Source organism: Luteimonas sp. 3794, from assembly GCF_031456825.1.
Lineage (GTDB): Bacteria > Pseudomonadota > Gammaproteobacteria > Xanthomonadales > Xanthomonadaceae > Luteimonas.
Map to the genome: position 1 here is coordinate 1 of NZ_JAVDVJ010000005.1, position 24756 is coordinate 24756.

The 24756-nt window shown below is 67.8% G+C and carries 21 protein-coding genes, 2 tRNA genes and 1 rRNA gene; 19 read left to right on the plus strand and 5 right to left on the minus strand.

All coding sequences use genetic code 11. The features are described 5' to 3' along the window. The 9 genes from rrf to hemC form a co-directional block, all read left to right on the plus strand. Positions 1 to 90 (plus strand): 5S ribosomal RNA (rrf, locus tag J2X52_RS09070); the annotation flags it as partial. A gap of 63 nt (positions 91 to 153) precedes the next feature. After that, positions 154 to 357: a hypothetical protein gene (locus tag J2X52_RS09075; RefSeq protein ID WP_310151895.1), complete on the plus strand. Its 204-nt coding sequence runs from the start codon at positions 154 to 156 to the stop codon at positions 355 to 357. Between the two features lie 104 nt (positions 358 to 461). After that, a tRNA-Ile gene (locus J2X52_RS09080) sits at positions 462 to 537 on the plus strand. 302 nt (positions 538 to 839) lie between these two features. Then, positions 840 to 2324, plus strand: a complete 1485-nt coding sequence (locus J2X52_RS09085) for a glucan biosynthesis protein (RefSeq protein ID WP_310151898.1) — start codon at positions 840 to 842, stop codon at positions 2322 to 2324. Next, entirely contained in the window at positions 2321 to 4216 is a 1896-nt protein-coding gene (gene mdoH / locus J2X52_RS09090) for a glucans biosynthesis glucosyltransferase MdoH (RefSeq protein ID WP_310151901.1), read from the plus strand. Before J2X52_RS09085 ends, mdoH begins: the two co-directional genes overlap by 4 nt. Positions 4217 to 4269: 53 nt before the next feature. Further along, entirely contained in the window at positions 4270 to 4956 is a 687-nt protein-coding gene (locus J2X52_RS09095; protein ID WP_310151902.1) for an alpha/beta hydrolase, read from the plus strand. 2 nt (positions 4957 to 4958) lie between these two features. After that, positions 4959 to 6029: a histidine kinase gene (locus tag J2X52_RS09100; protein WP_310151905.1), complete on the plus strand. Its 1071-nt coding sequence runs from the start codon at positions 4959 to 4961 to the stop codon at positions 6027 to 6029. After that, entirely contained in the window at positions 6026 to 6760 is a 735-nt protein-coding gene (locus J2X52_RS09105) for a LytTR family DNA-binding domain-containing protein (RefSeq protein ID WP_310151907.1), read from the plus strand. Before J2X52_RS09100 ends, J2X52_RS09105 begins: the two co-directional genes overlap by 4 nt. Before the next feature lie 41 nt (positions 6761 to 6801). Further along, positions 6802 to 7713, plus strand: a complete 912-nt coding sequence (gene hemC, locus J2X52_RS09110; RefSeq protein ID WP_310151912.1) for a hydroxymethylbilane synthase — start codon at positions 6802 to 6804, stop codon at positions 7711 to 7713. Between the two features lie 62 nt (positions 7714 to 7775). Here hemC and J2X52_RS09115 read toward each other — a convergent pair whose 3' ends face one another. The 3 genes from J2X52_RS09115 to J2X52_RS09125 form a co-directional block, all read right to left on the minus strand. Next, complete coding sequence (locus J2X52_RS09115) at positions 7776 to 8459, minus strand: DUF481 domain-containing protein (protein WP_310151915.1); 684 nt, start codon at positions 8457 to 8459, stop codon at positions 7776 to 7778. 90 nt (positions 8460 to 8549) lie between these two features. Next, the gene (locus tag J2X52_RS09120) at positions 8550 to 9380 is read right to left on the minus strand and encodes a hypothetical protein (protein ID WP_310151918.1); all 831 of its coding nucleotides are present in this window, start codon (positions 9378 to 9380) and stop codon (positions 8550 to 8552) included. A gap of 59 nt (positions 9381 to 9439) precedes the next feature. Further along, positions 9440 to 11194 carry an SLC13 family permease gene (locus tag J2X52_RS09125; RefSeq protein ID WP_310151921.1) on the minus strand — a complete coding sequence of 585 codons (1755 nt, stop codon included), beginning with the start codon at positions 11192 to 11194 and terminating at the stop codon, positions 9440 to 9442. A 164-nt stretch (positions 11195 to 11358) separates the two neighbouring features. On the opposite strand from J2X52_RS09125, the gene J2X52_RS09130 reads away from it, so the two are divergent. Continuing rightward, positions 11359 to 12741 (plus strand): FAD/NAD(P)-binding protein, encoded by a 1383-nt coding sequence (locus J2X52_RS09130; RefSeq protein WP_310151924.1) that lies wholly within the window; start codon positions 11359 to 11361, stop codon positions 12739 to 12741. Between the two features lie 3 nt (positions 12742 to 12744). On the opposite strand, the gene J2X52_RS09135 is transcribed toward J2X52_RS09130, so the two are convergent. Then, positions 12745 to 13353, minus strand: coding sequence for a hypothetical protein (locus tag J2X52_RS09135; RefSeq protein WP_310151927.1), 609 nt, complete (start codon positions 13351 to 13353; stop codon positions 12745 to 12747). A 120-nt stretch (positions 13354 to 13473) separates the two neighbouring features. On the opposite strand from J2X52_RS09135, the gene J2X52_RS09140 reads away from it, so the two are divergent. The 9 genes from J2X52_RS09140 to bfr all read left to right on the plus strand — a co-directional run bounded on the left by J2X52_RS09140 (position 13474) and on the right by bfr (position 22186). Next, entirely contained in the window at positions 13474 to 14442 is a 969-nt protein-coding gene (locus tag J2X52_RS09140) for a YafY family protein (protein WP_310151931.1), read from the plus strand. 16 nt (positions 14443 to 14458) lie between these two features. Next, a complete protein-coding gene (locus J2X52_RS09145) occupies positions 14459 to 15274 on the plus strand; it encodes a patatin-like phospholipase family protein (protein ID WP_310151935.1) in 816 nt (271 codons plus the stop codon). 259 nt (positions 15275 to 15533) lie between these two features. After that, positions 15534 to 15896 carry a hypothetical protein gene (locus tag J2X52_RS09150; RefSeq protein ID WP_310151938.1) on the plus strand — a complete coding sequence of 121 codons (363 nt, stop codon included), beginning with the start codon at positions 15534 to 15536 and terminating at the stop codon, positions 15894 to 15896. A 111-nt stretch (positions 15897 to 16007) separates the two neighbouring features. Further along, entirely contained in the window at positions 16008 to 18116 is a 2109-nt protein-coding gene (locus J2X52_RS09155) for a prolyl oligopeptidase family serine peptidase (protein ID WP_310151941.1), read from the plus strand. 73 nt (positions 18117 to 18189) lie between these two features. Next, a complete protein-coding gene (locus J2X52_RS09160; RefSeq protein ID WP_310151943.1) occupies positions 18190 to 20394 on the plus strand; it encodes a S9 family peptidase in 2205 nt (734 codons plus the stop codon). A gap of 101 nt (positions 20395 to 20495) precedes the next feature. Beyond that, a tRNA-Met gene (locus J2X52_RS09165) sits at positions 20496 to 20572 on the plus strand. A gap of 143 nt (positions 20573 to 20715) precedes the next feature. Beyond that, positions 20716 to 21318: an RNA pyrophosphohydrolase gene (locus tag J2X52_RS09170; RefSeq protein WP_310151947.1), complete on the plus strand. Its 603-nt coding sequence runs from the start codon at positions 20716 to 20718 to the stop codon at positions 21316 to 21318. Positions 21319 to 21390: 72 nt separating this feature from the next. Next, on the plus strand, positions 21391 to 21603 hold the full coding sequence (locus tag J2X52_RS09175) for a (2Fe-2S)-binding protein (RefSeq protein ID WP_310152465.1): 213 nt from the start codon (positions 21391 to 21393) through the stop codon (positions 21601 to 21603). Positions 21604 to 21712: 109 nt separating this feature from the next. After that, positions 21713 to 22186 (plus strand): bacterioferritin, encoded by a 474-nt coding sequence (gene bfr / locus J2X52_RS09180; RefSeq protein ID WP_310151954.1) that lies wholly within the window; start codon positions 21713 to 21715, stop codon positions 22184 to 22186. 42 nt (positions 22187 to 22228) lie between these two features. Here the strand turns inward: bfr and J2X52_RS09185 are convergent, their stop codons facing one another. After that, on the minus strand, positions 22229 to 24742 hold the full coding sequence (locus J2X52_RS09185; protein WP_310151957.1) for an ATP-binding protein: 2514 nt from the start codon (positions 24740 to 24742) through the stop codon (positions 22229 to 22231). Positions 24743 to 24756 lie beyond the last annotated feature (14 nt).

Sequence of the window (24756 nt, forward strand, 5' to 3'; positions counted from 1 at the left end):
CCACCCGATCCCATTCCGAACTCGGAAGTGAAACGTACATGCGCCGATGGTAGTGTGCATCTAGCATGCGAGAGTAGGTCATCGCCAGGGTTTTTTATCCAAAACCCCCGCCGGTATTCCGGCGGGGGTTTTTCTTTGTGGCGGATTTGGAGAATGTCCGGCGACGGGGGAGAAACCATCGGCGTGATTTATGCGGATGGAAAGGTTTTAGTCGCCGGCCAGCATGCGGCGCAGAATGCATCTGCGGCTAACGGCGAGGCGCGATTCCCCGCTCCGAGGGGCGACGCCATGCCGTGGAGCTTCAAGAACGTCGCGCGCTCTGAAATACCTGTTTCGCCTCGTCTGGCGCTCTCTTGAGTCGAATGTGAGCGTGTTAATCGGACCTGGACTGCCACCATCCCGCGGATACCCGAGATCCGGCGTTCGCGTAGGTCGAACGAATTGCTACGATTGTCGTCCACGGGCCTATAGCTCAATGGTTAGAGCAGAGGACTCATAATCCTTTGGTTCCAGGTTCGAGTCCTGGTGGGCCCACCAGCATGCGTCTGCGTCTCCCCGTCATACATGACGGGCGAGCGAGGTACCGAACTGGATATTCGATCGCGACGCTGGTTGCGAACAGGCGAGCGCTCGCTCATGCGCCGATAGGTACCTCAGGCCCCGGCCTGACCGGTGAAAGCTTCCCAGTGGATACCCCACACCCGGCGTTGGCGCGTTGATGCAACGCAGACATTCCTTGTGTTTCGCAACATCCTTACATGCGCATCGTTACATTGCCGCGGACCTGAATACGATACGGTGGCCTGACGGTGCGACGACGCGATGTTCTGAAAACCGCTATGGCTGCGCCGCTCCTAGGTGGGTGGTGGCCGGCGTTCGCCGCAGCTGCGCAAGGCGCGACGTCGGCGCCGTTCGATGAGGCGACCGTCGTCAGTCTGGCCCGCGCCCTCGCAGCAAATGCGCACGCGGCGCCGGATGTGTCCTTGCCGGCAGCCCTCGCCGGCGCGGATTACGACCAGTACCGGAATTTCCGTTATCGGCCAGAGCAGGCGCTTTGGCGCGAGTTGCCCGGTGTCGAGTTCCAGGCACAGTTCTTCCATCGCGGGTTTCTGTTCAAACCGCGCGTCGAGATCCACGTCGTGGCGGACGGTCAGGCCCGTGAGGTGCCGTTCTCCACGGCGCTGTTTGATTACAGTCCGAATCCGACGCCGGCGCTCGATGAGACGACCGGCTTTGCCGGCTTCCGGCTGCACGCGCCGCTCAACAGTCGCGACTACTTCGACGAGCTGTGCGTGTTTCTGGGTGCAAGCTACTTCCGCGCGGTGGGCAAGGGACTCGCCTATGGTCTTTCGGCACGCGGCGTTGCACTGGGCAGCGGCGATCCGGAGCCCGAGGAATTTCCGGCATTCCGCGCCTTCTGGCTGCATCGGCCCGATGCCGGGGATACCGCCATCCTCGTCGATGCCTTGCTGGACGGGCCGAGCGTCGCGGGCGCTTACCGGTTTCGGATCCAGCCGGGCGACGACACCATCTTCGAAATCGATGCACACCTGTTTCCGCGCGTGGACCTCGCCCATGCGGGCGTCGCGCCGCTGACCAGCATGTACCAGTTCGACGCGGCCGACCGCGTCGGTGTCGACGATTACCGGCCATCCGTGCACGACTCCGATGGACTCGGTCTGTGGACCGGCACTGACGAACAGGTCTGGCGACCGCTGCACAATCCTGCGTCGATCCAGCACAGCGGGTTCCAGGACCGCAGCCCACGCGGTTTTGGTCTGATGCAACGCAAGCGTGCCTTCGATGATTTCGAGGATGCCGAGGCCGGCTACGAGCGCCGCCCATCGGCTTGGGTCGAGCCGCTCGACGACTGGGGGCGCGGTGAAGTGCATCTGGTGGAGATTCCGACGGCCGACGAATACCAGGACAACATCGTCGCGTTCTGGAGGCCAGCCCAACCACTCGAGGCAGGCAGCGAGAGCCGGTGGCGTTATCGGCTGCACTGGACCCAGAGCACACTCTGGAAGCCGGAACTCGCGCATGTCGCAGCGACACGGATCGGCGCGCGACCGGGTGGCGACCGTTCGATCCGTCTGGTGGTCATTGATTTCGAGGGTGGCTTGGCGGAAGAGGTGCCGCAGCTCGAAGTCATGGCGAGCACTGGGCGCGTGTCCAACCCAGTGGTGCACACGCGGCCGGGGGGTGGCTGGCGCGTGGCCTTCGAGTTCGCGCCGGCGGGATCTGAGAGCAGTGATCTACGTGCGCGGCTGCATAGCGGTGGCAAGGCAGCCGCCGAGACCTGGGTGTACCGGTGGAGCGCATGAGCGCCTCGGGACATCCGGCCATGCCGGACACATCGCCGCTACAGATGCCGATCCAGTCGCTGCGGGAAGGGCGATTGGTGACGCGGCCATTGCCCAGCGCGCCGGCCGGCATGGCCTGGCGTCGCGGATTCATCGTGACGACCGCAGCGGTGTTGACGATCTTCGCGACGTATCAGATCTGGTGGCTGCTCCGCATCGGCGGCATCGGCTTGCTCGAGGGCCTGTTGCTGCTGGTGTTCGTGCCGCTGTTTGCCTGGATCGTGCAGTCGTTCGCGAGTTCACTCGCGGGCTTCGTGCTCGTGCTGATGAAGCGGCCCGCGCGGCTCGGTATCGATCCGGATGCCTCCTTGCCCACGCTCGCCGTGCGCACGGCGCTGCTGATGCCGACCTACAACGAGGATCCCGAGCGTCTGCTCGCCGGACTGCAGGCGATCGTCGAATCGCTGCAGGCGACGGGGCGCGGCGACCATTTCGATCTGTTCGTCCTCAGTGACACGCGCGATGCGGACATCCAGCGGCGTGAGGTCATCGCCTTCGAACGCCTGCGCGCGGCGATGCCGCAGGCGCGGCTCTACTATCGCCTGCGCGAGGACAATCACGAACGCAAGGCCGGCAACATCGCCGACTGGGTGCGCTGCTGGGGCGGGGCGTATCCGCAGTTTCTGATCCTCGACGCCGACAGCCTGATGACCGGCGACACCCTGGTGCGTCTAGCGGCGGCGATGGAGGCGAACGAGGATGTCGCGCTCGTGCAGACGTTGCCGGTCATCGTCAATGGCGCGACGGTGTTTGCACGCATGCAGGAGTTTTCCGGACGGATGTATGGCCCGGTGATCGCGCACGGCGTGGCCTGGTGGCACGGCGCGGAAAGCAACTACTGGGGTCACAACGCGTTGATCCGCACCCAGGCCTTCGCCGCGCATGGTGGTCTGCCCGAACTGGACGGCACCACGCCGTTCCGCGGCGCGGTGCTGAGTCACGATTTCGTCGAGGCCGCCCTGCTGCGCCGCGGTGGCTGGGCGCTGCATATGGTGCCGACACTCGAGGGCAGCTACGAGGAAGGGCCGCCGACCCTGACCGACATGCTGGTACGTGACCGTCGCTGGTGCCAGGGCAATCTGCAGCACGGCGGCGTGCTGCCCGCACGCGGCCTGCACTGGGTCAGCCGCTGGCACCTGCTGATCGGGATCGGTCATTACCTGACCGCCCCGCTTTGGGCGATGCTGGTCCTGATCGGCCTCGCCGTACCGCTGCAGCACGGCGCCTTCGGTGAGGGCCTGTCGCCGGCCGGCTACTGGATGGCGATCGACGATGGCCGCTTCCTGGGTGTGTTCCTGCTGACCATGGCGATGCTGTTCGCACCCAAGATTCTCGGCTACATCGCGACGCTGGCCGATGCGCGCATGCGGCGCGGGACCGGCGGCGCCGTGCGCGGCTTCATCAGTCTGGTGATCGAGAATCTGCTGGCCGCGTTGATGGCGCCCATCACGATGTATGTGCAGTCGCGTGGTGTGGCCGAGGTCCTGGCGGGGCGCGACTCGGGTTGGGATGCGCAGCGACGTGACGACGGCCGTCAGACTTGGGGCGACCTGTGGCGCAACTATCGCGGCACGACACTGCTGGGCGTGCTCATGGGCACCGGCGCCTGGATGATGTCGCCGGGCCTGGCGCTGTGGATGTCGCCGATGATCATCGGCCTGGTCGGATCGATCCCGATCGTGCGGTTCACCTCCTCGCGTCGCGCCGGCCTCGCGCTGCGTCGCGCCGGGTTGTTCTCCACGCCGGAGGAGCATTCGCCGCCAGCGGTATTGCTGCGCGCCGCCGAGTTGCGGGCCCGAGCCCATCCACCCGAAGCAGGGGCGCCCACGCCTGCGCCGGCGCTGCAGGGCTAGCCGCATCGGACGGAGCGCTTACACTGGCGCTTCCAACGGCTGCCCGGTTCGACATGGATTCCAACACCCCTGCGCTGCTCGAATGCATCGAACGCGAGATCGGCCCCGCGCCTGCGTGGAGCGTGATCTGGTTGCACGGTCTGGGCGCTGATGCGAACGATTTCGTGCCGCTGATTCCGGAGCTTTTGCGCCCGCACTGGCCGGCGATCCGGTTCGTGTTTCCGAATGCGCCTGTGCGTCCGGTGACGATCAACAACGGCGTGCGGATGCGCGCCTGGTACGACATCGTGGATTTCGACCTGGCCAATCGTGCGGACGAGGCCGGCGTGCTTGAATCGGTGGCGCAGATCGATGCGCTGATCGAGCGCGAGGCCGTACGCGGCGTTCCGCCCGAGCGCGTGGTGCTCGCGGGGTTCTCGCAGGGTGGTGCGGTGACGCTGGCGGCAGGGCTGCGGCGTCGCGCGCCGCTGGCCGGCCTGGTGGCGTTGTCGACCTATCTGCCTGCGCCGCGCAATGCGGCGGCGGCGCTGGTCGACGCCGCGACACGCCAGCCGGTCTTCATGGCGCACGGCACGCAGGATCCCGTCGTGCCCTTCGGCGCGGGCGAACGCAGTGCGGCCTGGCTGCGCGAGGTCGGCTTCGAGGTCGACTGGCAGCAGTATCCGATGCCGCATTCGGTCTGCGCCGAAGAAATCGTCGCCATCGGCGACTGGTTCGACACCCGGCTCGCAGCCGGCTGAGCATGGCCGCGCCGGCAGTCGACGGTCTCTGGCTGCCGGACCTGTGCCGGCTGCGGCGCCTGCTGACGATGCTGGGACTCGCCCAGCTCACCGTGCTGGTCGTGCTGCTGGCGCCGAACCCTGCCGCGCTGTGGGACCTGTCCGCATTCGTCTCCGCGAGTGGATACGCGTTGTGGCTCGCGCTGTCGGTGTCGGTGTTGTTGTGCGCCTGCCGACGGCCACTATCGCGCTTCCCCGTGCGTATCGGTGCAGTGGTGGCGGTCGCACTGGCGATGGCGGTTGCGGTGATGGCCTCGGCGATCGTGCATGGCCTCTTCGCCAGCGTCCGTGAAGCGGCGTTGCCGGGCTTCGGCCGTTTCGTCGGCGGCAGTGGCCCGGTCGTGGGCCTGCTCACCGGCATCGCGCTGCGCTATTTCTCCGTCATCGATCGCTGGCAGGGCCAGGTGGCGGCACATGCGCGCGCAGAGGCCGATGCGTTGCAGGCGCGCATCCGGCCGCATTTCCTGTTCAACAGCATGAACATGATCGCCACGCTGCTGCGCCGGGATCCGGTCGTCGCCGAACGCGCGGTGCTGGATCTGTCGGACCTGTTCCGCGCTGCGCTGGGGGCCGGGGAGGGCACGTCCACGCTGGCCGAGGAGGTGTCGCTGGCCGAACGCTATCTTTCGATCGAGCAGCTACGGCTCGGCGACCGGTTGCAGGTGAACTGGCACACCCAGCGTGATCTGCCATGGACCCTGCCGATGCCACGTCTGGTGCTGCAGCCGGTGCTGGAAAACGCGGTGCTGCACGGCATCTCGCGGCTCCCCGAAGGCGGCACGATCGATGTGCATCTGACGCTGGAAGCGGGCGTGCTCGGCATCGAGGTCGCCAACCCGTCGCTGCCGCCCGATGATGCGCCCGCGCAGGGCGCCGGACATGCCCAGCGCAGCATCGCCCAGCGGCTCGGCTTCGCCTTCGGGCCGCGGGCGCGCATGCGCTACGGGTGGAACGGCGGACGCTATGCGTGCACCATCCAGGTACCGGTGCCGACGGACGGTGCCGCGCCGGTCCCGGGAGGACGCACGCCATGAAGGTCGTGATCGCCGACGACGAGCCGCTCGCGCGCGAGCGCTTGCGGGTGCTGCTGGGGCAACTGCCCGGTATCGAGATCGTGGCCGAAGTGGGGGATGGGCGCAGCGCACTGGAGGCCTGCGCCGCGCATGATCCGGCGCTGGTATTACTGGATATCGCGATGCCCGGCATCGACGGGCTGGAAGTCGCGCGTCATCTGAGCGCGTTCGAGCCGCGCCCCGCCATCGTGTTCTGCACCGCCTATGACGCCCACGCATTGAAGGCCTTCGAGGCTGCGGCGGTCGACTATCTGGTGAAGCCGGTCCGGCCCGAGCGCCTGCAGGTCGCGGTCGAGCGCGCGCGCACATTCACCGCCGGACGCGAGGCGGCCGCGGATGGCGATGCACATGGCGACAAGCGGCGCACGCATCTGTGTGCGCGCCTGCGCGGCAGCCTGCGGCTGATTCCGGTCGAGGACATCCGCTATCTGCAGGCCGAAGAAAAGTACGTTGTCGTGCATCACGCCCGCGGCGAGGATCTCGTCGAGGAGTCACTGAAGTCGCTCGAGGATGAGTTCGGTGACCGATTCGTGCGCATCCACCGCAACTGCCTGGTTGCCCGGCACGAGCTGGTCGAACTGCGGCGCGATCTGGAAGGCCACGTGCACGCCGTGCTGCGTCACGGCGATCGGCCCCTGGAAGTCAGCCGCCGCTGCGTGTCGCAGCTGCGCGACACCGTGCGTCAGCTCTGATCACGCAAGCGAGGCCGGCGTCGATCGCCGATAATGCGCGGATGGATCGACTGCGTATCGCCACCCGCAAGAGTCCGCTCGCCCTATGGCAGAGCGAACACGTGGCCGCCGCATTGCGTGCGCGCCATCCCGGCCTCGAAGTCGCGCTGGTGCCACTGAGCACGCGCGGCGACGAGGTGCTGGACCGTTCGCTGGCCGCGATCGGCGGCAAAGGTCTGTTCCTCAAGGAGCTCGAAATCGCGATGCAGGCCGGCGACGCCGACTGCGCGGTGCATTCGCTCAAGGACGTGCCGATGGAACTCGAACCGGGCTTCGCACTGCCCGCGATCCTGGCCCGCGCCGATCACGCCGACGGCTTTGTCAGCAACACGTTCGACGGCATCGACGCGCTGCCGGTCGGCGCACGCGTGGGCACCTCCTCGCTGCGTCGCCAGGCGCAGCTGCGCGCGCGGCGGCCGGATCTGCAGCTCGTGGATCTGCGCGGCAACGTCAATACCCGCCTGGCCAAACTCGACGCCGGCGATTACGACGCCATCGTGCTCGCCTGTGCAGGCTTGCAGCGCCTGGGCCTGGAGACGCGCATCCGCGCGCGGCTCGATGCGCCGGACTGGCTGCCGGCACCGGCGCAGGGCGCGATTGCGATCGAATGCCGCGACGATGCGCCTGTGCTGCACACGCTGCTGGCCACGCTCGATGATGCGCCGACGCGGCGCTGCGTCGAAGCCGAGCGCGCGATGAACCGGGCGCTGCATGGCAGCTGCCACGTGCCGGTCGCGGCCTACGCCTGGCTCGATGGCGAACGGCTGCGGCTGGAGGGCATGGTCGGGTCGGCGCTGGATGGTCGCGCGGTGCGCGCGGGCGGCGAGTCCTCGCATGCCGAGGGCGATGCGCTCGGCGCCCGGGTCGCATCGCTGTTGCTGGAAGCCGGCGCGGGCGCGTTCCTGCCGGGCTGAGTGGCCCCGCGCGCTATCGGGCGGATCTGCTGCGCGACCCGCGCCGGCATCTCCCGGCCACTTCAGAATGCGCGGCGCAGCTTGACCGAGCCCTCGGTGTCGGTGCTGCCCCGACCACCATTGCCCAGCGTGTCGTGGCGCAGTTCGAAATCCGAGCGCAGCGTCCACTGCGGGAACAGCTCGTAATCGAACGCCAGCGTCTGGCGCAGAAAGGTGTTCTCGCGCCCGGTTTCCACCTGCACCTCCTGGGTGAAGGAGGCGCGCGTGCCGATCTCCTGCGACAGCTGCACCTGGCCGGTGGCAATCGGGCCCATCGCGGCAGTGCCGAAGTCGGTATAGGGCTCGATCCGCACGCCGGTGCCGAACTCCAGCCGCAACGAGGTTTCCGGGCTGCGGATGGCTTCGAGGCCGTAGCGGGCATCCCATTTCACATGGTTGCCGCCGGAGCGCACGAACGCGCGGCTGGAAAATGGCGAGTGCAGGGGTGCCAGACGCCGGTCGGGCAGCTTGACCAGCGGCTGGGCGACCGTGCGCGGGCGCACACCGGGCGCCTTCGGTGACCAGATCCGCTGGCGCGCGACGCCGGCCGTCCATTCCACGTCGCGGCACGAGAGCCGGTAGCAGGGGCGTCGCAGGGGCACCTGCCGGGTCGCCACCGCCGTGATGGCGGGCAATTCCGGTGCGGCAGGAAGCGGTTGTGTGTAGATCGGCAGGCCCGCAACGGCCAGCCACCAGCCAGCAAGCATGTCAGCCATTCATGTAAGCGGTTCCAGGTTGATTATGCCGAAGCAGGCGTGGCGGTTGCCACCTCCGCAAGCGTGCCATCCAAGTAGGCTTCAGAAACCGGGATCCGCTTGGGCCTGCCGCGTATCGCCTTCGTGGAGGAACAGGCGGTGCTCCAGCGCCGCCGCGCCGAGCAGCGCCGCAGCCGCCAGCAACAACGGAACCAGGGTCGGCAGCGCATGCGTCATCGCCAGCAGCCAGCACAGCAGCGGTACGCCGGCAGCGAGGCCCAGCACGGTCGCGCGCGCGCCATGGAACACGCGCGATGGGGCGACCGCTGCAGGCATTTGATGCACGGCCCGCCAGTACAGCGCCTTGCACAGCGCGAGACAGGCGCCGAGCCCGGTGAGGGTCGCCAGCATCGTTCGGCCATCGTTCGCGGAGACGAACAGCCGGTCCATCAGCGCATAGAGCAGGGCAAGCCCGGTGCTCATCGCGAACAGCAGATGCACCGGCAGGACCAGAGGGTGCCGCCAGGGCGCGGGTGCTTCCGGCGCGCTGTATCCAGCGGCAGTCGCGGCGACGGTGGTGAACGCCGCGAGCGACAGCAGCAGCCCCAGGCCGGCCAGCAGCGCGCCGCGCGTCGCCCACACCCCGGCCAGCAGCAGTCCCAGGAGCAGCGCGGCTATCACGAGCGTCATCAGGCGCAGCATACGGGTCCGGCGCGTGCCGGGAGAGGCGAGCTGGGAATCGAAACGCCGCGCCAGCGAGCCGGCTGCCACGAGCGCCACGCCCAGCAGCAGTCCGAGCAGTTGCAGCTGGTGCAGTGTCGACGGGGGGCCGGGGCGCAGCTGCAGCAGCGCCGTCGTCATGCCGCTCCACATCAACAGGCCCAGGCCGGCGCCGGTCAGCGGCCACGCGGCGATCGTCATCATCTGGCGCATCCGGCAGTCCGGTTGAGGAGTCGCCGGCCAGCGTGCCACGCGCCCCGCGCGCTGCACAGTCAGAACGGGAAGAAGCGAGGGATCAGCAGCGTCGCGGTAACCAGGAAGATGAGGTTGAGCGGCATGCCGATCTTCACGAAATCGCTGAACCGGTAGTTGCCCGCCGTGTAGACCATCGTGTTGGTCTGGTAGCTGATCGGCGTGGCGAAACTGGTCGACGCGGCGAACGCGACCGCAATCAGAAAGGGCTTGGGATCCACGCCCAGCGAATCGGCGGTGGCGATGGCGATCGGCACCAGCAGCACGGCCGAGGCGTTGTTGCTCATGAACTCGGTCAGCGTCGCGGTCATCAGATAGACCGCGGCGAGCGTGGCCGTCGGGCCGTAATGCCCGACGAGATTGATCAGCTGATCGGCGGCCAGCACCGCGCCGCCGGTCTTCTGCAGCGCGATGCCGAGCGGAATGATGCCGGCCAGCAGCATGATCACCCGCCAGTCGATCGCCTCGTAGGCCTCGTCCGGGTCGAGCAGGCGTAGCACCACGAGTGCGACACAGCCGAGCAGGGCCGAGGCCACGATCGACATCCAGCCCAGCGCGGCGGCCGCGATTGCTGCAGCCATGACGATCGCCGACAGGGTCGCCTTGGTCGTGTCGACCGTCCGCTGCGCGCGCGAGCCCATCACGATCAGGCCCCGATCGATGCGCAGGTCGGCGATCGCCTTCACCGGCGCATCGAGCAGCAACACGTCGCCGACATGCAACGGCACCTGGTCGAGCGGCTGGCGGATGCCGAGCTGGCGCCGGTGCAGCCCGTGCACGCGCGCCCGGTAGGTATGGCCGAAGCGCATGCCCGACAGCGTGTGGCCGATCAGGTGCGAGCCCGGCGCGACCATCACCTCCACATGCAGGCGCTCGGCGCTGAGATCGCCGTCGAGATCGCGCGCCACATGGTCGAACTTCAGTTTCATGGATTTGCGCGTCGCGTCGATGTCCTGCCACAGGCCACGCAGCAACAGGCGATCGCCGGCCTCGACCCGCACATCGTTTCCACGCACCGCCGCGCCGTTGCGCAGGATCTGGAGCACGGTCACATCGTTGCTGCCGTCGGGCAGCACCTCGCTGCGCAGGCGACCGATCACCGCGGCGCCCTCGGCCACCAGCAGCTCGGCGACATAGCGGCCGATGTGGTCGGCAGTGGCGCTGCCCGGCACACCGCGGTCTGGCAGCAGCAGACGGCCCACCGTCATCAGATAGACCATGCAGATGCCGACGAAGATGATGCCCAGCGGCGCGAATTCAAACAGGGTGAACCCGGCGGTGTCCGCTTCGCGGGCCATCGAATCGACCAGCAGGTTGGTCGAGGTGCCGATCAACGTGCAGACGCCCGCGGCCTGGGAGATGTAGGACAGCGGGATCAGGAATTTCGACGGTGCCCAGCGGTTGGCGGTCGTCGCCGCCAGCACCAGCGGCAGGAACACCGCGACCGTCGCGGTGTTGTTGACGAACGCCGCCACGCCCGCGACCAGACTCATCATCACCAGCAGGAACAGCCACTTCCAGCGGATACGCGCCAGCAGATCGCCGACCGCGATCAGCGCGCCATTGCGCTGCAGCGCGCCGCTGAGCACGAACATCGCCGCGACCATCACCGTCGCCTGGTTGCTGAATCCCGACAGCGCCTCGGGCAGGGTGACCACGCCCAGCACCAGCAGCGAAACCGCGACCAGCAGCGCGACCACGTCGACACGCAGCTTCTCGGTCACGAACAGGAATACCGCCCCGGCCATCACTGCCAGCGTCAACCACAGATCCACGCGGTCTCCTTCTTCATCGTGTTCCCCGGCTGCCACGTGCGGCAGTGCGGCAAGGGTGCCAGCACGGACGCGCGCCGGGAGTGAGGCGGTGCACGGCCGCCGTGGCGCGCCATGGTACGGAAGCGGATGGGATACTGCGCCTCCCCGATGTGGCAGGCCCCCAAATGACCTTAGACGTATCCGCCACGGGCATGGAGGATTTCGATGTGCTCGTGATCGGCGGCGGCGCGAGCGGCGCCCTGGTGGCGCTGCATCTGCTGGATCACGACGGCCTGCACGTGGCGCTGGCCGAGCCGCGGCCTGCGCCGGCGCGCGGGGCCGCGTATTCGACGCCGCGCGCAGAGCATGTGCTCAACGTCAACGCCGCGCGCATGAGCGCCTTCGATGCGGCGCCTGACGATTTCGTCGCCTGGCTGCGCACCCAGCCCGAATCCGTCGGCATCGACGCCGCAACGCTGGCCGTGCAGTTCGCACCGCGGCGTGTCTACGGCCGCTATCTGCAGGCGCGGCTCGATGGGCATCCGTCGCGCGCGTCGCTGGCACTGCGGTCGGAGGCCGTGGTGGATCTGGAGCGTGATGGCGCAGGTTTCATCGCGACGCTTGCGTCCGGCGCGCAACTGCACGCGCGCGCCGTGGTTCTGGCGATCGGCAACCAGCCGGCAGCGCTGCCCGGGGGGGCGCAGGTCGCGGGCACGGTCGACGCCTGGGATTACGACGCGGTCGCCGCGATCGCGGCCGACGCCGATGTCGCCATCGTCGGTGCGGGGCTGAGCATGGTCGACGTGCTGCTGACCCTGCAGGCGAATGGACATCGCGGACGTGTGCTCGCGATCTCGCGCAACGGCCTGATGCCGCTGGCGCATGCGCCGGGCACCGTGCCGCAGCCCGGCGGCGTGGATGCGCTGATGCCGCTCGGCGTGCGCGCCCGTATGCGCCTGTTGCGGCAATGGGCGAGGGAGGCGGTTGTGCAGGGTCGCCCCTGGCAGGACGCGCTGGAGCGTCTGCGTCCGCAGGTGCGCGCGCTGTGGCAGGCGTGGCCCGAGACCGAGCGTCGCCGCTTCCTGCGCCACGCAGTGCGGCAGTGGGACATCCATCGCCATCGCATCGCGCCTGGCGTTGCGGCGGTCGTCGATGATATGCAGGCGTCGGGCCGGTTCTCGTTGCAGGCAGGGCGCCTGTTCCGCATCGAGGCGCGCGATGTTCGCGTGGGCATCGACTGGACACCGCGAGGCGGCGCGCCGACATCGACGATCGTCGATGTCGTGGTCAACGCGACCGGCATGGAGAAGCGGCTGGCACGTGCGCCGGGGCCGCTGCTACCCGCATTGCATGCGCGCGGCCTGGTCGCGCCCGGCCCGCTCGATCTGGGGCTCGCGACGCGCGGCGACGGCCAACTCCTCGACGCGAACGGCGACGTCGTGCCCGGACTGTGGACGCTCGGCGCGACGCGCATCGGTGATCTGTGGGAGACCATCGCGATGCCCGAACTGCGCGGGCAGGCCGAACGCGTGGCCGCCGGCGTGCGGCAGGCGCGCGCCGTCAGCTGAGCCTTACAGGCAGAACTGCTGCAGGCGACGGATCTCCTCGCGGGTCAGCTCCGCATCGCCGCCGGTGCCGAGGTTGCCGATGTTGCGCCGGATCTGCGGGCAGGGATCCTGCGTATAGCCGGGCCCGCCGAACAGCTGACCGATGCCCTTTGCGATGTCTGCGGGTGTGATCGGGCCCCGCATCGCGAAGCGGCCGTCCGCAGCGGGTGGTGGCCGATGTTGCAGCGGGTCGTGCGCGAAGTCCGCCGCCGGCGCCTGCTGGCGCGCCCAGTCTCCGGCCTGCTCCAGCAGCGCCGTGGCAGTCGGCACCGGGGCTTGCGCGTTGTCCGGTGGGCTCGCAACGTCCACGGCCTGCAGCGCACTGCGCGGCGTGCGCACGCGCGGCGAAGGCGGCGGCGTGTCGGTTGTGGCGGCGCGTGCGGGTGCCGGGGGCAGCGGGTCTGGCGGGATCGCGGGCGGCGGCCGCTCGATGAAGGTCACCGCCAGCGCGGCGTCCTCGCGCTCGGGCGCTGCATGCCGCAGGCCCATCAGCCACCAGGCGATGCCTGCGTGCACCAGCACCGTCGCGCCCAGCGCGATGCCGACGGTCCTGTTCCGCGTTCCCTGCGTCATGTCGATCCGCTCGCACTCCGATGCGCGAGTCTAGGCGGCCGCGGCCGCCGCACGCGTTAACCAGCGGTTATCCGGTCGACGGTCACGCCGTCGCGGCGGACTGGCGCCATAATCGGCCGCATGGACCGATACGAACGCATTCTCTCGCTGCATCGCATCCTCAAGACCTCGCGCTATCCGGTGACGGTGGCCAAGCTGCAGGACGAGCTCGAATGCTCGCGGGCAACGGTCTATCGCGATCTGGCCTTTCTCCGCGACGCCTTGATGGCGCCGATCGTCGGCGACGGCGACGCGGGCTTCCGCTACGACACCGACGAGGGCGGCCGTTTCGAGTTGCCGGGCCTGTGGCTCAGTTCCGAGGAACTGCACGCACTGCTCGCCGCGCAGCAGCTGATGTCGCGCAGCAGCGGCGGGGTGCTGTCGAGCGCGCTGGCGCCGCTGCAGTCGCGTATCGAGAAGCTGCTCGACGAACACTCGGCCGGCAAGCAGTGGCCGGTACAGCGGGTGCGGGTGATTCCGCATCGCGGCCGGCGCATGGACGAGCACGCGTTCCGCAACGTCTGTTCGGCGGTGCTGCAGCGCAAGCAGCTGTCGTTCGAATATCGCGCGCGCTCGACCGACGAGCGCACCCGCCGCACGGTGTCACCCCAGCGCATCACCCATTACCGCGACAACTGGTATCTCGATGCCTGGGACCAGGACCGCGACGCGCTGCGCAGCTTTTCGGTCGACCGGATCACCAATGCCCGCGTGCTGACCGCCGATGCGCGCGATATCGAGGACGCCGAACTCGACACGCATCTGGCCGGTAGCTACGGCATCTTCTCCGGTCCGCCCAAGGGCATCGCGACGATCCTGTTCAGCGCCAAGGCCGCGCGCTGGGTCGCCGATGAGCACTGGCATTCGCAGCAGCAGGGCCGGTTCCTGCCCGACGGTCGCTTCGAGTTGAAGGTGCCCTACAGCGGCGCGCGCGAGTTGTTGATGGACGTGCTGCATTACGGCGCCGATGCCGAAGTGATCGAGCCGGTCGCCCTGCGCGAGCAGGCCCGTTCGCTGCTGATGATGGCGCTGCAGAAGTACGAGGGCTGAGACCGCCACGATGACGATGCGTGAGCCTGTCGCACTGGCGCTGGGCGCCGGCGGTGCGCGCGGTCTGGCGCAGATCGGCGTCATCGAAGTGCTTGAGGAGCGCGGTTTTCCGATCGTCACGATCTCCGGCGCCTCCAGTGGCGCGCTGGTCGGTGGTGTCTATGCGGCCGGGCGCCTGCGCGAGTTCGATGCGCGCATCCGTGCGATGTCGCGGCGCGATTTCATCCGCCTGCTCGATCCGGGTTTCCGTCGTGCGGGCGTGCTCGCCGGCAAGCGGCTTGTCGAGTCGATGCGCGAGGTGGTGGGCGATCCGCTGATCGAGAATCTGCCGATCGAGTTCACCGCGGTCGCGGTCGATCTGCAGCGGCAGCGCGAAGTCTGGATCCAGGCCGGTCCGCTGTGGGATGCGCTGCGCGCATCGTTCGCGATCCCCGGCGTGTTCACCCCGCATGTCGTCAACGGGCGGCCGCTGGTCGACGGCGGCCTGCTGGCGCCGTTGCCGATCGCCGCCACGCGGCTGTCGGATGCGACGCGACTGATCGCCGTCGACATGCACGGCTGGCCGACCCAGCCGCCGGGCACCCCGGCGTGGCAAGGCGAAGCGCAGGAGGACACCGATGCCGCGCCGCGCGGTCTGGTCCAGGTGATGTCGCGTTCGCTCGACACCATGCAGGCACAGATCTCGCGCGTGCAGCTGGCGCTGGATCCGCCGGAACTGGTGATCCGCATTCCGCGTGATGTCTGCCAGTTCTACGAGTTCTGGCGGGCCGCGGAATTGATCGATATCGGTCGCCACCAGGCGACGCGCGCACTGGACGAAGCCGGGTACTGAGCGGCTGCCCAGCCGAACGAAAAACGGTAAGCACCTCTCCTTCCGGGAGAGAGCCTGCCCCGGACTCGATCCGGGGTCGACGCGCATCGCGCGTCGGGTGAGGGGTGGGCTTTCAAGTGGTCTCGGCGGTCCGGCTCCAGGTCGGCGCTCGAATTCTTTCCTCGGACAGCCCAAGGGTCGCAGCCCATGAGATGCGCGCCGCGCAGACTGCGGCCATGCCCAGCCGGGCCATCGATCACCGCGTCCAGGAGCTGCCGAGATGTCCCGTATCGCCCATGCCTCGCCCGATGCCGATGTGTCCGCCGATGCCACCCTGCGCGCGATGCTGGTCGGTGCGCTGTTGCTCGGCGCGGTCGCGCTGCTGTCCTTCCCCGGTCTGCGTTCCGGCGCCACTGCGATCGGCTGGCCGCCGCTGTGGCTGATTGGCATGCCGGCGGTCGCCTGGCTCACCCTGTTCCTGCGTCGCCTGCCGCGCCGCCGCAAGCTGGCCTCGTCAGCGGTCTTGCGGCGGCGTCGGCCAGGCCTTGCCCAGGCCCGGCGCCAGCCGGCACCACGTCGTCGCGGGCGGGTTTCGGTGCGTGCGGCCCTGGCCGCGGCCGGGCTGTTGCCGCTGCTGCGCTGACGGACGGCGGCGGCGCCCGAAGCCGCCGCATCGTGACTTTGGTCATGCGGCCCGGGACCAGGCTGCGTGCTAGCGTTGGCGGCTGTCTGTCCATGCGCCACCGGAGTCGTCATGTCCCAATTGTCCAAGCTCTGCCTCGCCGCGGCTGTCGCCGCCGGCCTGTCGATGGGCGCCGCATCTGCCCAGGAGGCCGCCGTGTCCGATCCCCACCAGTGGCTCGAAGCCGTCACCGATGAAAAAGCGCTGGACTGGGTCCGCGCGCAGAACGCCAAGTCGGAAGCCGAACTGGCGGCGACGCCCGAATTCAAGCAGCTCGAATCCGACCTGCTGGGCATCTACGACTCCGACGACAAGATTCCCGCCGTCTACAAGCAGGGCGAGTGGTACTACAACTTCTGGCGCGACCGGAACCACGAGCGCGGCATCTGGCGTCGCACCACGCTCGAGGAATACCGCAAGCCGCAGCCGAAGTGGGAGACCGTGCTCGACCTCGACGCGCTCAACAAGGCCGAGGGCGAGAACTGGGTGTGGCATGGCGCCAATTGCCTGCGTCCGGCGTACACGCGCTGCCTGATCGCGCTGTCGCGCGGCGGCGCCGATGCCGATGTCACCCGCGAGTTCGATGTCGCATCGAAGTCCTGGGTCGACGGCGGTTTCTTCCGCGAGGAAGCCAAGGGCGCGCTGGGCTGGATCGACCAGGACAACGTCTACGTCTACACCGATTTCGGCGATGGCTCGCTGACCTCCTCGGGCTACCCGCGCATCGTCAAGCAACTCGCGCGCGGCCAGTCGATGGACCAGGCCACGCTGGTTTACGAAGGCCAGCCGGACGACATGTACATCGCCGCGATGCGTGACGACACGCCGGGCTTCGAGCGTGATTTCGTCAGCCGCACGCTGGCCTTCTACAACGCCGAGCTGTATGTGCGTAGCGCCGATGGCGAGCTGACCAAGATCGACGCGCCCAATTCGGCGCAGAAGTCGGTACAGCGCGAATGGCTCGGGCTGGAGCTGCGCGAACCGTGGGAAGTCGGTGGCAGGACCTACAAGGCGGGCTCGTTGCTGGTGACGAAGTTCGACGACTTCATGGCCGGCAAACGCGAGTTCGACGTGCTGTTCGAGCCCACCGATACAACCTCGCTCGCCGGCGCGACCTGGACCAAGAACCACCTCGTGCTCAACGTGCTCGAGGACGTCAAGAACAAGCTCACCGTGCTGACGCCGGGTGCGGATGGCTGGGCGCGCAGCGCTTTGGCCGGCGTGCCCGAGCTCGGCACGGTCGCGGTCAGCGCCGTCGACAGCGACGAGTCCGACGCGGTGTGGATGACGGTCACCGACTACCTCACTCCGAGCACGCTGATGCTGGCCGAGGTGGGCGGCAATGCCGCGCCGGAAACGCTCAAGACCATGCCGGCGTTCTTCGACGCCAGCACGCATGAAGTCGAACAGCATTTCGCCACGTCCAAGGACGGCACGCGCGTGCCGTACTTCCTCGTGCGTCCGAAGAACATGCCGCTCGACGGCAGCAATCCGACGCTGCTCTACGGCTACGGTGGCTTCGAGATCTCGCTGACGCCCGGTTACTCCGGCGGCGTCGGCAAGGGCTGGCTGGAGAAGGGCGGCGTGTACGCGGTCGCCAACATCCGCGGCGGTGGCGAGTACGGCCCGCGCTGGCACCAGGCGGCGCTCAAGGCCAACCGCCACAAGGCCTACGAGGATTTCGCCGCGGTCGCGCAGGACATGATCGACCGCAAGATCACGTCGCCCGCGCATCTGGGCATCCGCGGCGGCAGCAACGGCGGACTGCTGACCGGCAACATGCTCACCCAGTATCCGGAACTGTTCGGCGCGGTCGTGATCCAGGTGCCGTTGCTCGACATGCAGCGCTATCACAAGCTGTTGGCGGGGGCGTCGTGGATGGCCGAGTACGGCAATCCCGACAAGCCGGAAGAGTGGGAATTCATCCGCAGCTTCTCGCCCTACCACCTGTTCGATCCGGCGAAGGACTACCCGCCGACGCTGATCCTGACCTCGACCCGCGACGACCGTGTCCACCCCGGCCACGCGCGCAAGATGCACGCGCTGATGTCCGAAGCCGGCAAGGACGTGCGCTATTACGAGAACATCGAAGGCGGCCACGGCGGCGCTGCCAACAACCGGCAGCAGGCGCACATGGACGCGCTCTACCTGACGTTCCTGTGGCAGCAACTGGGCAAGTGATTCGATCCCGCACCGGCCGCATTCGCGGCCGGTGTCTTATCTGGCGTTGCAATCGCGACGAATGGACCCAACGATGAAGACACCTTTTCCCCGCGCCGCCCTGTTGCTGGCCGCGCCGATCCTGACGAGCCTGAGCCTGATGAGCGTTTCCCCCGCTACACGTGCCGCCGCGCCGGTGCCGCCCGACGCCGAGCAGCGTCCGCATACCGTCAAGGCGCCGCACGGCGCGACGCGCGAGGACGTCTACTACTGGCTGCGCGACGACAAGCGTGAAGACTCGGAGATGCTGGCCTATCTCAACGCAGAGAACGCCTACGCCGACGCGATGCTCGCGTCGCTGAAGCCGGTCGAGGACACGCTGTACGACGAGATCGTGGGCCGCATCCAGCAGGACGACAGCTCGGTGCCGTACCGCGACCGCGGCTTCTGGTACTACTCGCGCTTTGAAACCGGCAAGGACTATCCGGTGCACGCGCGCCGCGCCGATGGCGCCGGCGTCGATGCGCTGTCGATCCAGGCTGCGAACGCACGTGGCGATTTCAGCGGCGAGCAGGTGATGCTCGACGTCAACCAGCTCGCCGACGGCAAGGACTATTACGCGGTCGGCGACTGGGACGTGACGCGCGACAACCGCATCCTCGCCTACGCCGACGACACCAACGGCCGTCGCCAGTACACGATCCGCTTCAAGAATCTCGAAACGGGTGAGATCTATCCAGAATCGATCCCGGGCGTGTCGGCGAACCTCGTCTGGGCTGACGACAACCGTACGCTGTTCTACGTCGAGAACGATCCGGAAACCCTGCTGACGGTGCGGGTGAAGAAGCACGTGCTCGGCACGCCGGTCACTGAGGACGTGCTGGTCTACGAAGAGAAGGACGACAGCTTCTACATGGGCATCGACCGCACGCGCGACGACCGCTACATCGTCATCGGCGTCGGCAGCACCGTGTCCAGCGAGACGCGCTACGCCCCGGCCGACAATCCGGACAGCTTCACCGTGCTCGCGCCGCGCGCGCGCGACGTCGAATACGACGCCGATCATTACGGCGGCCGCTGGGTGATCCGCACCAACGCCGACAAGGCGACCAACTTCAAGCTCGTCACCGCGCCCAGCGATGCGACCTCGCGCCGGCAGTGGACCGACCTCGTGCCGCACCGCGACGATGTCTACATCGAAGGCTATGAACTGTTCGATGGTTTCACCGCGATCGAGGAGCGTGCCGAAGCGCTGACCCGCGTGCGCGTGCTCAAGCGTGATGGCAGCGACGAATTCGTGCAGGCCGACGAGCCGGCCTACGCGATGGGCCTGGCGGTGAACTCCGAGCCCGACACCGACTGGCTGCGCTACGGCTACACCTCGCTGACCACGCCGGCGACGACCTTCGAGGTCAACACGAAGACCGGCGAGCGTCGCCAGCTCAAGCAGCAGGCGGTGATCGGCTATGAGCCGTCGAACTACGTCACCGAGCGCGTGTGGACGACGGCGCGCGACGGCAAGCGCATTCCGGTATCGCTGGTCTATCGCAAGGGCTTCGAGAAAAACGGCACCGCGGCGCTGCTGCAGTACGGCTACGGCAGCTACGGCTCCTCAATGGATCCAGGCTTCTCGGTCACCAACGTCAGCCTGCTCGACCGTGGCATGGTCTACGCCATCGCGCACATCCGCGGCGGCGAGGAGATGGGCCGCGCCTGGTACGACGACGGCAAGCTGCTCAACAAGATCAACACCTTCACCGACTTCATCGACGTCACCGACGATCTGGTCAAGCAGGGCTTTGCTGCACCCGATCGCGTCGCGGCCTATGGCGGCAGCGCCGGCGGTTTGCTGATGGGCGCGATCTCGAACATGGCGCCGGAGAAGTACAACGTGATCCTGTCGCAGGTGCCGTTTGTCGACGTGGTCACGACGATGCTCGACCCGAGCATCCCCCTGACCACCAACGAGTACGACGAGTGGGGCAACCCAGAGCAGAAGCGCTACTACGACTACATGCTCACGTATTCGCCCTACGACAATCTCGAAGCCAAGGCTTATCCGGCGATGTTCGTCGGCACCGGCCTGTGGGATTCACAGGTGCAGTACTGGGAGCCGGCGAAGTACGTGGCCAAGCTGCGCGACCTCAATACGGGCGCAGGGCCGGTGGTGTTCCGCACCAACATGGAGGCCGGCCACGGCGGCAAGTCGGGCCGCTTCCGTCGCTACCGCGAGTCGGCGGAGATGTACGCGTTCATGCTCGATCAGCTGGGCCTCCCGGCCGCGCCGTCGGCGAGGTGAAGTGACCTGGTGCGATCAGCATGTCCGGCCGCGCCGATTGACGCAGGCCCGAGGCTTGGGCAGAATGCGCGGCTCGTCGCGGGATCTTCCGCACGACAGATGGCTATGTAGCTCAGCCGGTTAGAGCACGTCACTCATAATGACGGGGTCGGTGGTTCGAGTCCACCCATAGCCACCAACGCGAAAGCGTCGAGAAGAACCCGCCGGAAGGCGGGTTTTTTGTGCGCAATTGCCGGGGTTCAGTTCCAGCTTGTTCACTGGGGCGGCGCGTGGCAGAGTCGATGCCAGTGACGCAAGTCAATCGCATTAGGAGTCCGCATCGTGATCGATCCGGACGGGTTCAGGCCCAATGTCGGCATCGTGCTGATGCACCCGGACGGCCGTGTCTTCTGGGCGCGTCGGGTCCGGCGTGATGGCTGGCAGTTCCCGCAGGGCGGGATGAACACCGACGAGACGCCGCTCGAGGCCATGTACCGCGAGCTGCACGAGGAAACCGGGCTGTTGCCGGAACACGTCGCCGTGCTCGGCGCAACGCCCGGCTGGTTGCGCTACCGGTTGCCGCAGCGCGCAATCCGCCGCAACGACCGCATCGTCTGCGTCGGCCAGAAGCAGGTGTGGTTCCTGCTCAAGTTCGTCGGCGAAGAAGCGCATCTGCGTCTGGATCTCACCGAGACGCCTGAATTCGATCACTGGCGCTGGGTGGATTTCTGGTATCCGCTCGAGCACGTGGTGATGTTCAAGCGTGGCGTCTATACCAGCGCGCTGAGCCATCTGGCCAAGTACGCCCGCCAGGTGGCCGGCGCGCAGGCCATCCCGCAGCCTGCGATCGAGCTCCGGGCGCGCAGTCGTCGCCCGCAGCGGCGGGGCCCGCGTCGGGCGCCGGAGGCCGCAGTCCGTGGGCGCGATGACAGCGGTGCGGGCTGAACAGTTCTTATTTGACACTGATTCTCGTTTATGGCGGAATGGCGACTCCAGCTCTCCGCCAGGACCACAGCCTTGTACGTGTGCATCTGCAACGGCGTCACCGACTCCCAGATCCGTCAGGCGGCTGCCAATGGTTGCCGGGAAGTGAGTGAGCTGACGATGCGTACCGGTTGTGGCGCCACCTGCGGCAGCTGCCTGGACATGGCATCGGGCCTGCTCGACGATTTCCACACCGCGCGCCGCGCGCCGGTCATCGATCTGCCGCTGATCGCATCGGCCGCTTGATTCGCGCGGCGCCGCGTAGCGCCGAATAATGATCACGATTCGCGTTCCGTCATCGCCGGTGACGGATCGTTAGAGTGTGCGCATTCCGCGATATCAGGAGCATCCCTCGATGAAGGGCGACGCGCAGGTCATTCGTTTTCTCAACCAGGCGCTCTACAACGAGCTCACGGCGATCAACCAGTACTTTCTGCACGCCAAGATGCTGAAGAACTGGGGCCTGGGCGAGCTTGGCAAGCGCGCCTACAAGGCGTCGATCGACGAGATGAAGCATGCCGACAAATTGTCGGAGCGGATCCTGTTTCTCGAAGGCCTGCCGAACTTCCAGGCGCTGGGCAAGCTGCGCATCGGTGAGGCGCCGGTCGAAACGCTCGAATGCGATCTGGCGCTGGAGATGGACGGCCTGCCGACGCTGCGCGAGGGCATCGCCCACTGCGAGAGCGCCGGTGATTTCGTCAGCCGCAAGCTGCTGGTCGACATCCTCGAATCGGAAGAGGAACACGTCGATTGGCTGGAAACCCAGCTCGATCTCGTCTCGCGCATCGGCGTGGAGAACTACCTGCAGAGCCAGCTCGAAGAAGATTGAGCTGTCTCGAAGGCGTGCGCCCGCCTGCGGCGCACGCCGGTCTCAGGCCGTGCCCGACACGCGGCCTTCGCGCAGCATGCGCCGCGCGCGTGCGAACTCGTTGGACACCAGCGCCACGGCCACGGCTGGACGTTCCAGATTGCCCTCGCGGGCCCCGGCCTCGATCCTGCGCGCCGCGGCCGACAGCGACATGGCGCCCAGATTCGCACTCGACGATTTCAACGAATGCGCGGCCTCGCGCAGCCCATCGTAATCCGGGCCATCGACCGCGTTTTCCAGCGCCGTGAGCAGCCGTGGCGTGTCGTCGAGGAACATGTCGACCAAGCGGTCGACTTCGTCGCCGAGCACGCTGCGCAGGTCATCGAGGACTTCGTGGTCGATCACCGGCGGCAACGGCACGCGGTCCGCAACCGGCGTAGCCGTGAGGGAGACGATCGGCATCGGCTCAGCGTCCACCGCGTCCGATGGCTCGGCCACCGGCTGTGATGGCGCGGTCCACTCCGCAGGCGACATCGGCTCGCTGATCATCACCGCGGCGGGTGCCTCGGGCTCGGAGGTGGCTGCGGTCTCCTGATTCCACCATCGGTAGAGCGCGCGTTCGAGCTCGCTGCGTGTGACCGGCTTGGCGAGATAGTCGTCCATGCCTGCATCCAGGCATTTCTGGCGGTCGCCTGCCATCGCGTTTGCGGTCATCGCGATGATCGGCAGTCGGCGCGCGCTGCGTTCGCTGGCCTCGTGCTCGCGCCAGCGCCGGGTGGCGGTGTAGCCGTCCATGACCGGCATCTGGCAGTCCATCAGCACGATGTCGTAGCGCGATGCGGCGATGCGCAGCAGCGCGGCCTCGCCGTTGCTGGCGGTGTCGCAGGTGATGCCGAGCACCGACAGCAGCCGCTGGCCGACCATCAGGTTGACCGGATTGTCTTCGACCAGCAGCACGCGCGGCTTGCGTGGCCCGTTGCCGCGGCCGACCTCGGATGCGCCTTCGGAGACCGGCGTGGTCGCGGATGTGGACCCGGGCACGGGGATCGAGGGCGGCGGCACGTCGGGCATCCGCTGCCCGATGTCGGAGGCGTGCAGGCTCGGCGGCGCTTCGACTGATCCGCTGCCGGGCATATCCACCGGCGCCGGTGGGCCGTCGATCCCGAGCACTGCTTCGCGCAGGTCGGCATCGGGCGACTGCCGACTCAGCAGCGTCGCGCCCTGGCGCAGTTCCCCGGCCACCGGCTCGTCGCCATACAGGCACACCAGGCGCAGCTCGCCATATGCCGCCTGCCGGGTCACGTTGCGATACAGCGCGACCGCGGTGTTACGCATGCCGGCGAGGTCGGCGACGACCACCGAGTAGGCCCAGGGCGCCCCTTGGCCCGCGGCCGTGCGCAAACGGTCGAGGGCTTCCTGGGTGGTTTCCACCGAACTCACGCGGAGCCCCCAGTTGGGCAGCAGCATGCTCAGGCGCAGTCGCAGGCGCGGATCCGCACTCAGCAGCAGCGCGCGACCCTCCCGTGGGGTGGCATCCGCAACCGGCATGTCGCCTTGCGCCTTGCGCAGCGGAACCTCGAACCAGAACGTCGAGCCGGCGCCCGGTTCAGAGTCCACGCCGATGCGCCCATCCATCAGTTCGACGATGCGGCGCGAGATCGCCAAGCCGAGGCCGGTGCCGCCGTAGAGGCGCGTCGTCGACGCATCGGCCTGACTGAAGGCCTTGAACAGACGCACGCGGCCCTCGGTGCTGATGCCGATGCCGGTATCGCGGACCTCGAAGCGCAGCTGATGCAGCGCCGCGGTTTCGCCCAGCCTGCGCACGTGCACCGACACGCTGCCGCGCTCGGTGAACTTCACCGCATTGCTGATCAGGTTGCCCAGTACCTGGCGCAGGCGGACCGGATCGCCGCGCACCGGCAGGCGCACGGCCGGATCGATCTGCAGGCCCAGCCGCAGACCCTTGCTCTGCGCGGCGCGCTCCATGACCTGGATCACGCCGTCCATCAACTCGCGCAGGTTGAAACCGGTGACCTCGAGTTCGAGCTTGTTCGACTCGAGCTTGGAATAGTCGAGGATGTCGTCGACGATGCGCTGCATCTGCTGCGACGACAGGAAGGCCGTGCGCACCAGCTCGGCGTGGTCGGGCGCGAGCTTTGCATGCATCAGCAGGTCGAGCATCGGCGTGATGCCATTGAGCGGCGTGCGGATCTCGTGGCTCATCGTGGCGAGAAATTCGCCTTTCGCCATCACCGCCGATTCGGCCGCCTGCTTGGCCCGTCGCAGCTCCTGTTCGAGTTCGGTGCGCTCTTCGAGCTCGCGGTGCAGCTCGCCGAGTGCGAGTTCATCCTGGCGCAGACGCTCGTCGGCGGCCTCGAGCTCGCGCACGCTCTGGTGCATATGCACGCTGACCCCGATCGAAGCCCCGACCGCGATCAGCGAGCACCCCAGCGCGAGCAGTTGCCACGGGCCCGGCACCCCCAACGCGGCCAGCGCCATCGTCAAAGCGGCGCTGGCGGCGGCTCCGAGCGCGAGCCAGCGCAGCACCACGGCAGAAGGGCGACGGCGCGCGATCATGGAGTCACGGCGTG

Coding starts and splice junctions, on each gene's coding strand:
- J2X52_RS09075 (WP_310151895.1), top strand. CDS start 154: ATGTCCGGCGACGGGGGAGAAACCATCGGCGTGATTTATGCGGATGGA.
- J2X52_RS09085 (WP_310151898.1), top strand. CDS start 840: ATGGCTGCGCCGCTCCTAGGTGGGTGGTGGCCGGCGTTCGCCGCAGCT.
- mdoH (WP_310151901.1), top strand. CDS start 2,321: ATGAGCGCCTCGGGACATCCGGCCATGCCGGACACATCGCCGCTACAG.
- J2X52_RS09095 (WP_310151902.1), top strand. CDS start 4,270: ATGGATTCCAACACCCCTGCGCTGCTCGAATGCATCGAACGCGAGATC.
- J2X52_RS09100 (WP_310151905.1), top strand. CDS start 4,959: ATGGCCGCGCCGGCAGTCGACGGTCTCTGGCTGCCGGACCTGTGCCGG.
- J2X52_RS09105 (WP_310151907.1), top strand. CDS start 6,026: ATGAAGGTCGTGATCGCCGACGACGAGCCGCTCGCGCGCGAGCGCTTG.
- hemC (WP_310151912.1), top strand. CDS start 6,802: ATGGATCGACTGCGTATCGCCACCCGCAAGAGTCCGCTCGCCCTATGG.
- J2X52_RS09115 (WP_310151915.1), bottom strand. CDS start 8,459: ATGCTTGCTGGCTGGTGGCTGGCCGTTGCGGGCCTGCCGATCTACACA.
- J2X52_RS09120 (WP_310151918.1), bottom strand. CDS start 9,380: ATGCGCCAGATGATGACGATCGCCGCGTGGCCGCTGACCGGCGCCGGC.
- J2X52_RS09130 (WP_310151924.1), top strand. CDS start 11,359: ATGACCTTAGACGTATCCGCCACGGGCATGGAGGATTTCGATGTGCTC.
- J2X52_RS09135 (WP_310151927.1), bottom strand. CDS start 13,353: ATGACGCAGGGAACGCGGAACAGGACCGTCGGCATCGCGCTGGGCGCG.
- J2X52_RS09140 (WP_310151931.1), top strand. CDS start 13,474: ATGGACCGATACGAACGCATTCTCTCGCTGCATCGCATCCTCAAGACC.
- J2X52_RS09145 (WP_310151935.1), top strand. CDS start 14,459: ATGCGTGAGCCTGTCGCACTGGCGCTGGGCGCCGGCGGTGCGCGCGGT.
- J2X52_RS09150 (WP_310151938.1), top strand. CDS start 15,534: ATGTCCCGTATCGCCCATGCCTCGCCCGATGCCGATGTGTCCGCCGAT.
- J2X52_RS09155 (WP_310151941.1), top strand. CDS start 16,008: ATGTCCCAATTGTCCAAGCTCTGCCTCGCCGCGGCTGTCGCCGCCGGC.
- J2X52_RS09160 (WP_310151943.1), top strand. CDS start 18,190: ATGAAGACACCTTTTCCCCGCGCCGCCCTGTTGCTGGCCGCGCCGATC.
- bfr (WP_310151954.1), top strand. CDS start 21,713: ATGAAGGGCGACGCGCAGGTCATTCGTTTTCTCAACCAGGCGCTCTAC.
- J2X52_RS09185 (WP_310151957.1), bottom strand. CDS start 24,742: ATGATCGCGCGCCGTCGCCCTTCTGCCGTGGTGCTGCGCTGGCTCGCG.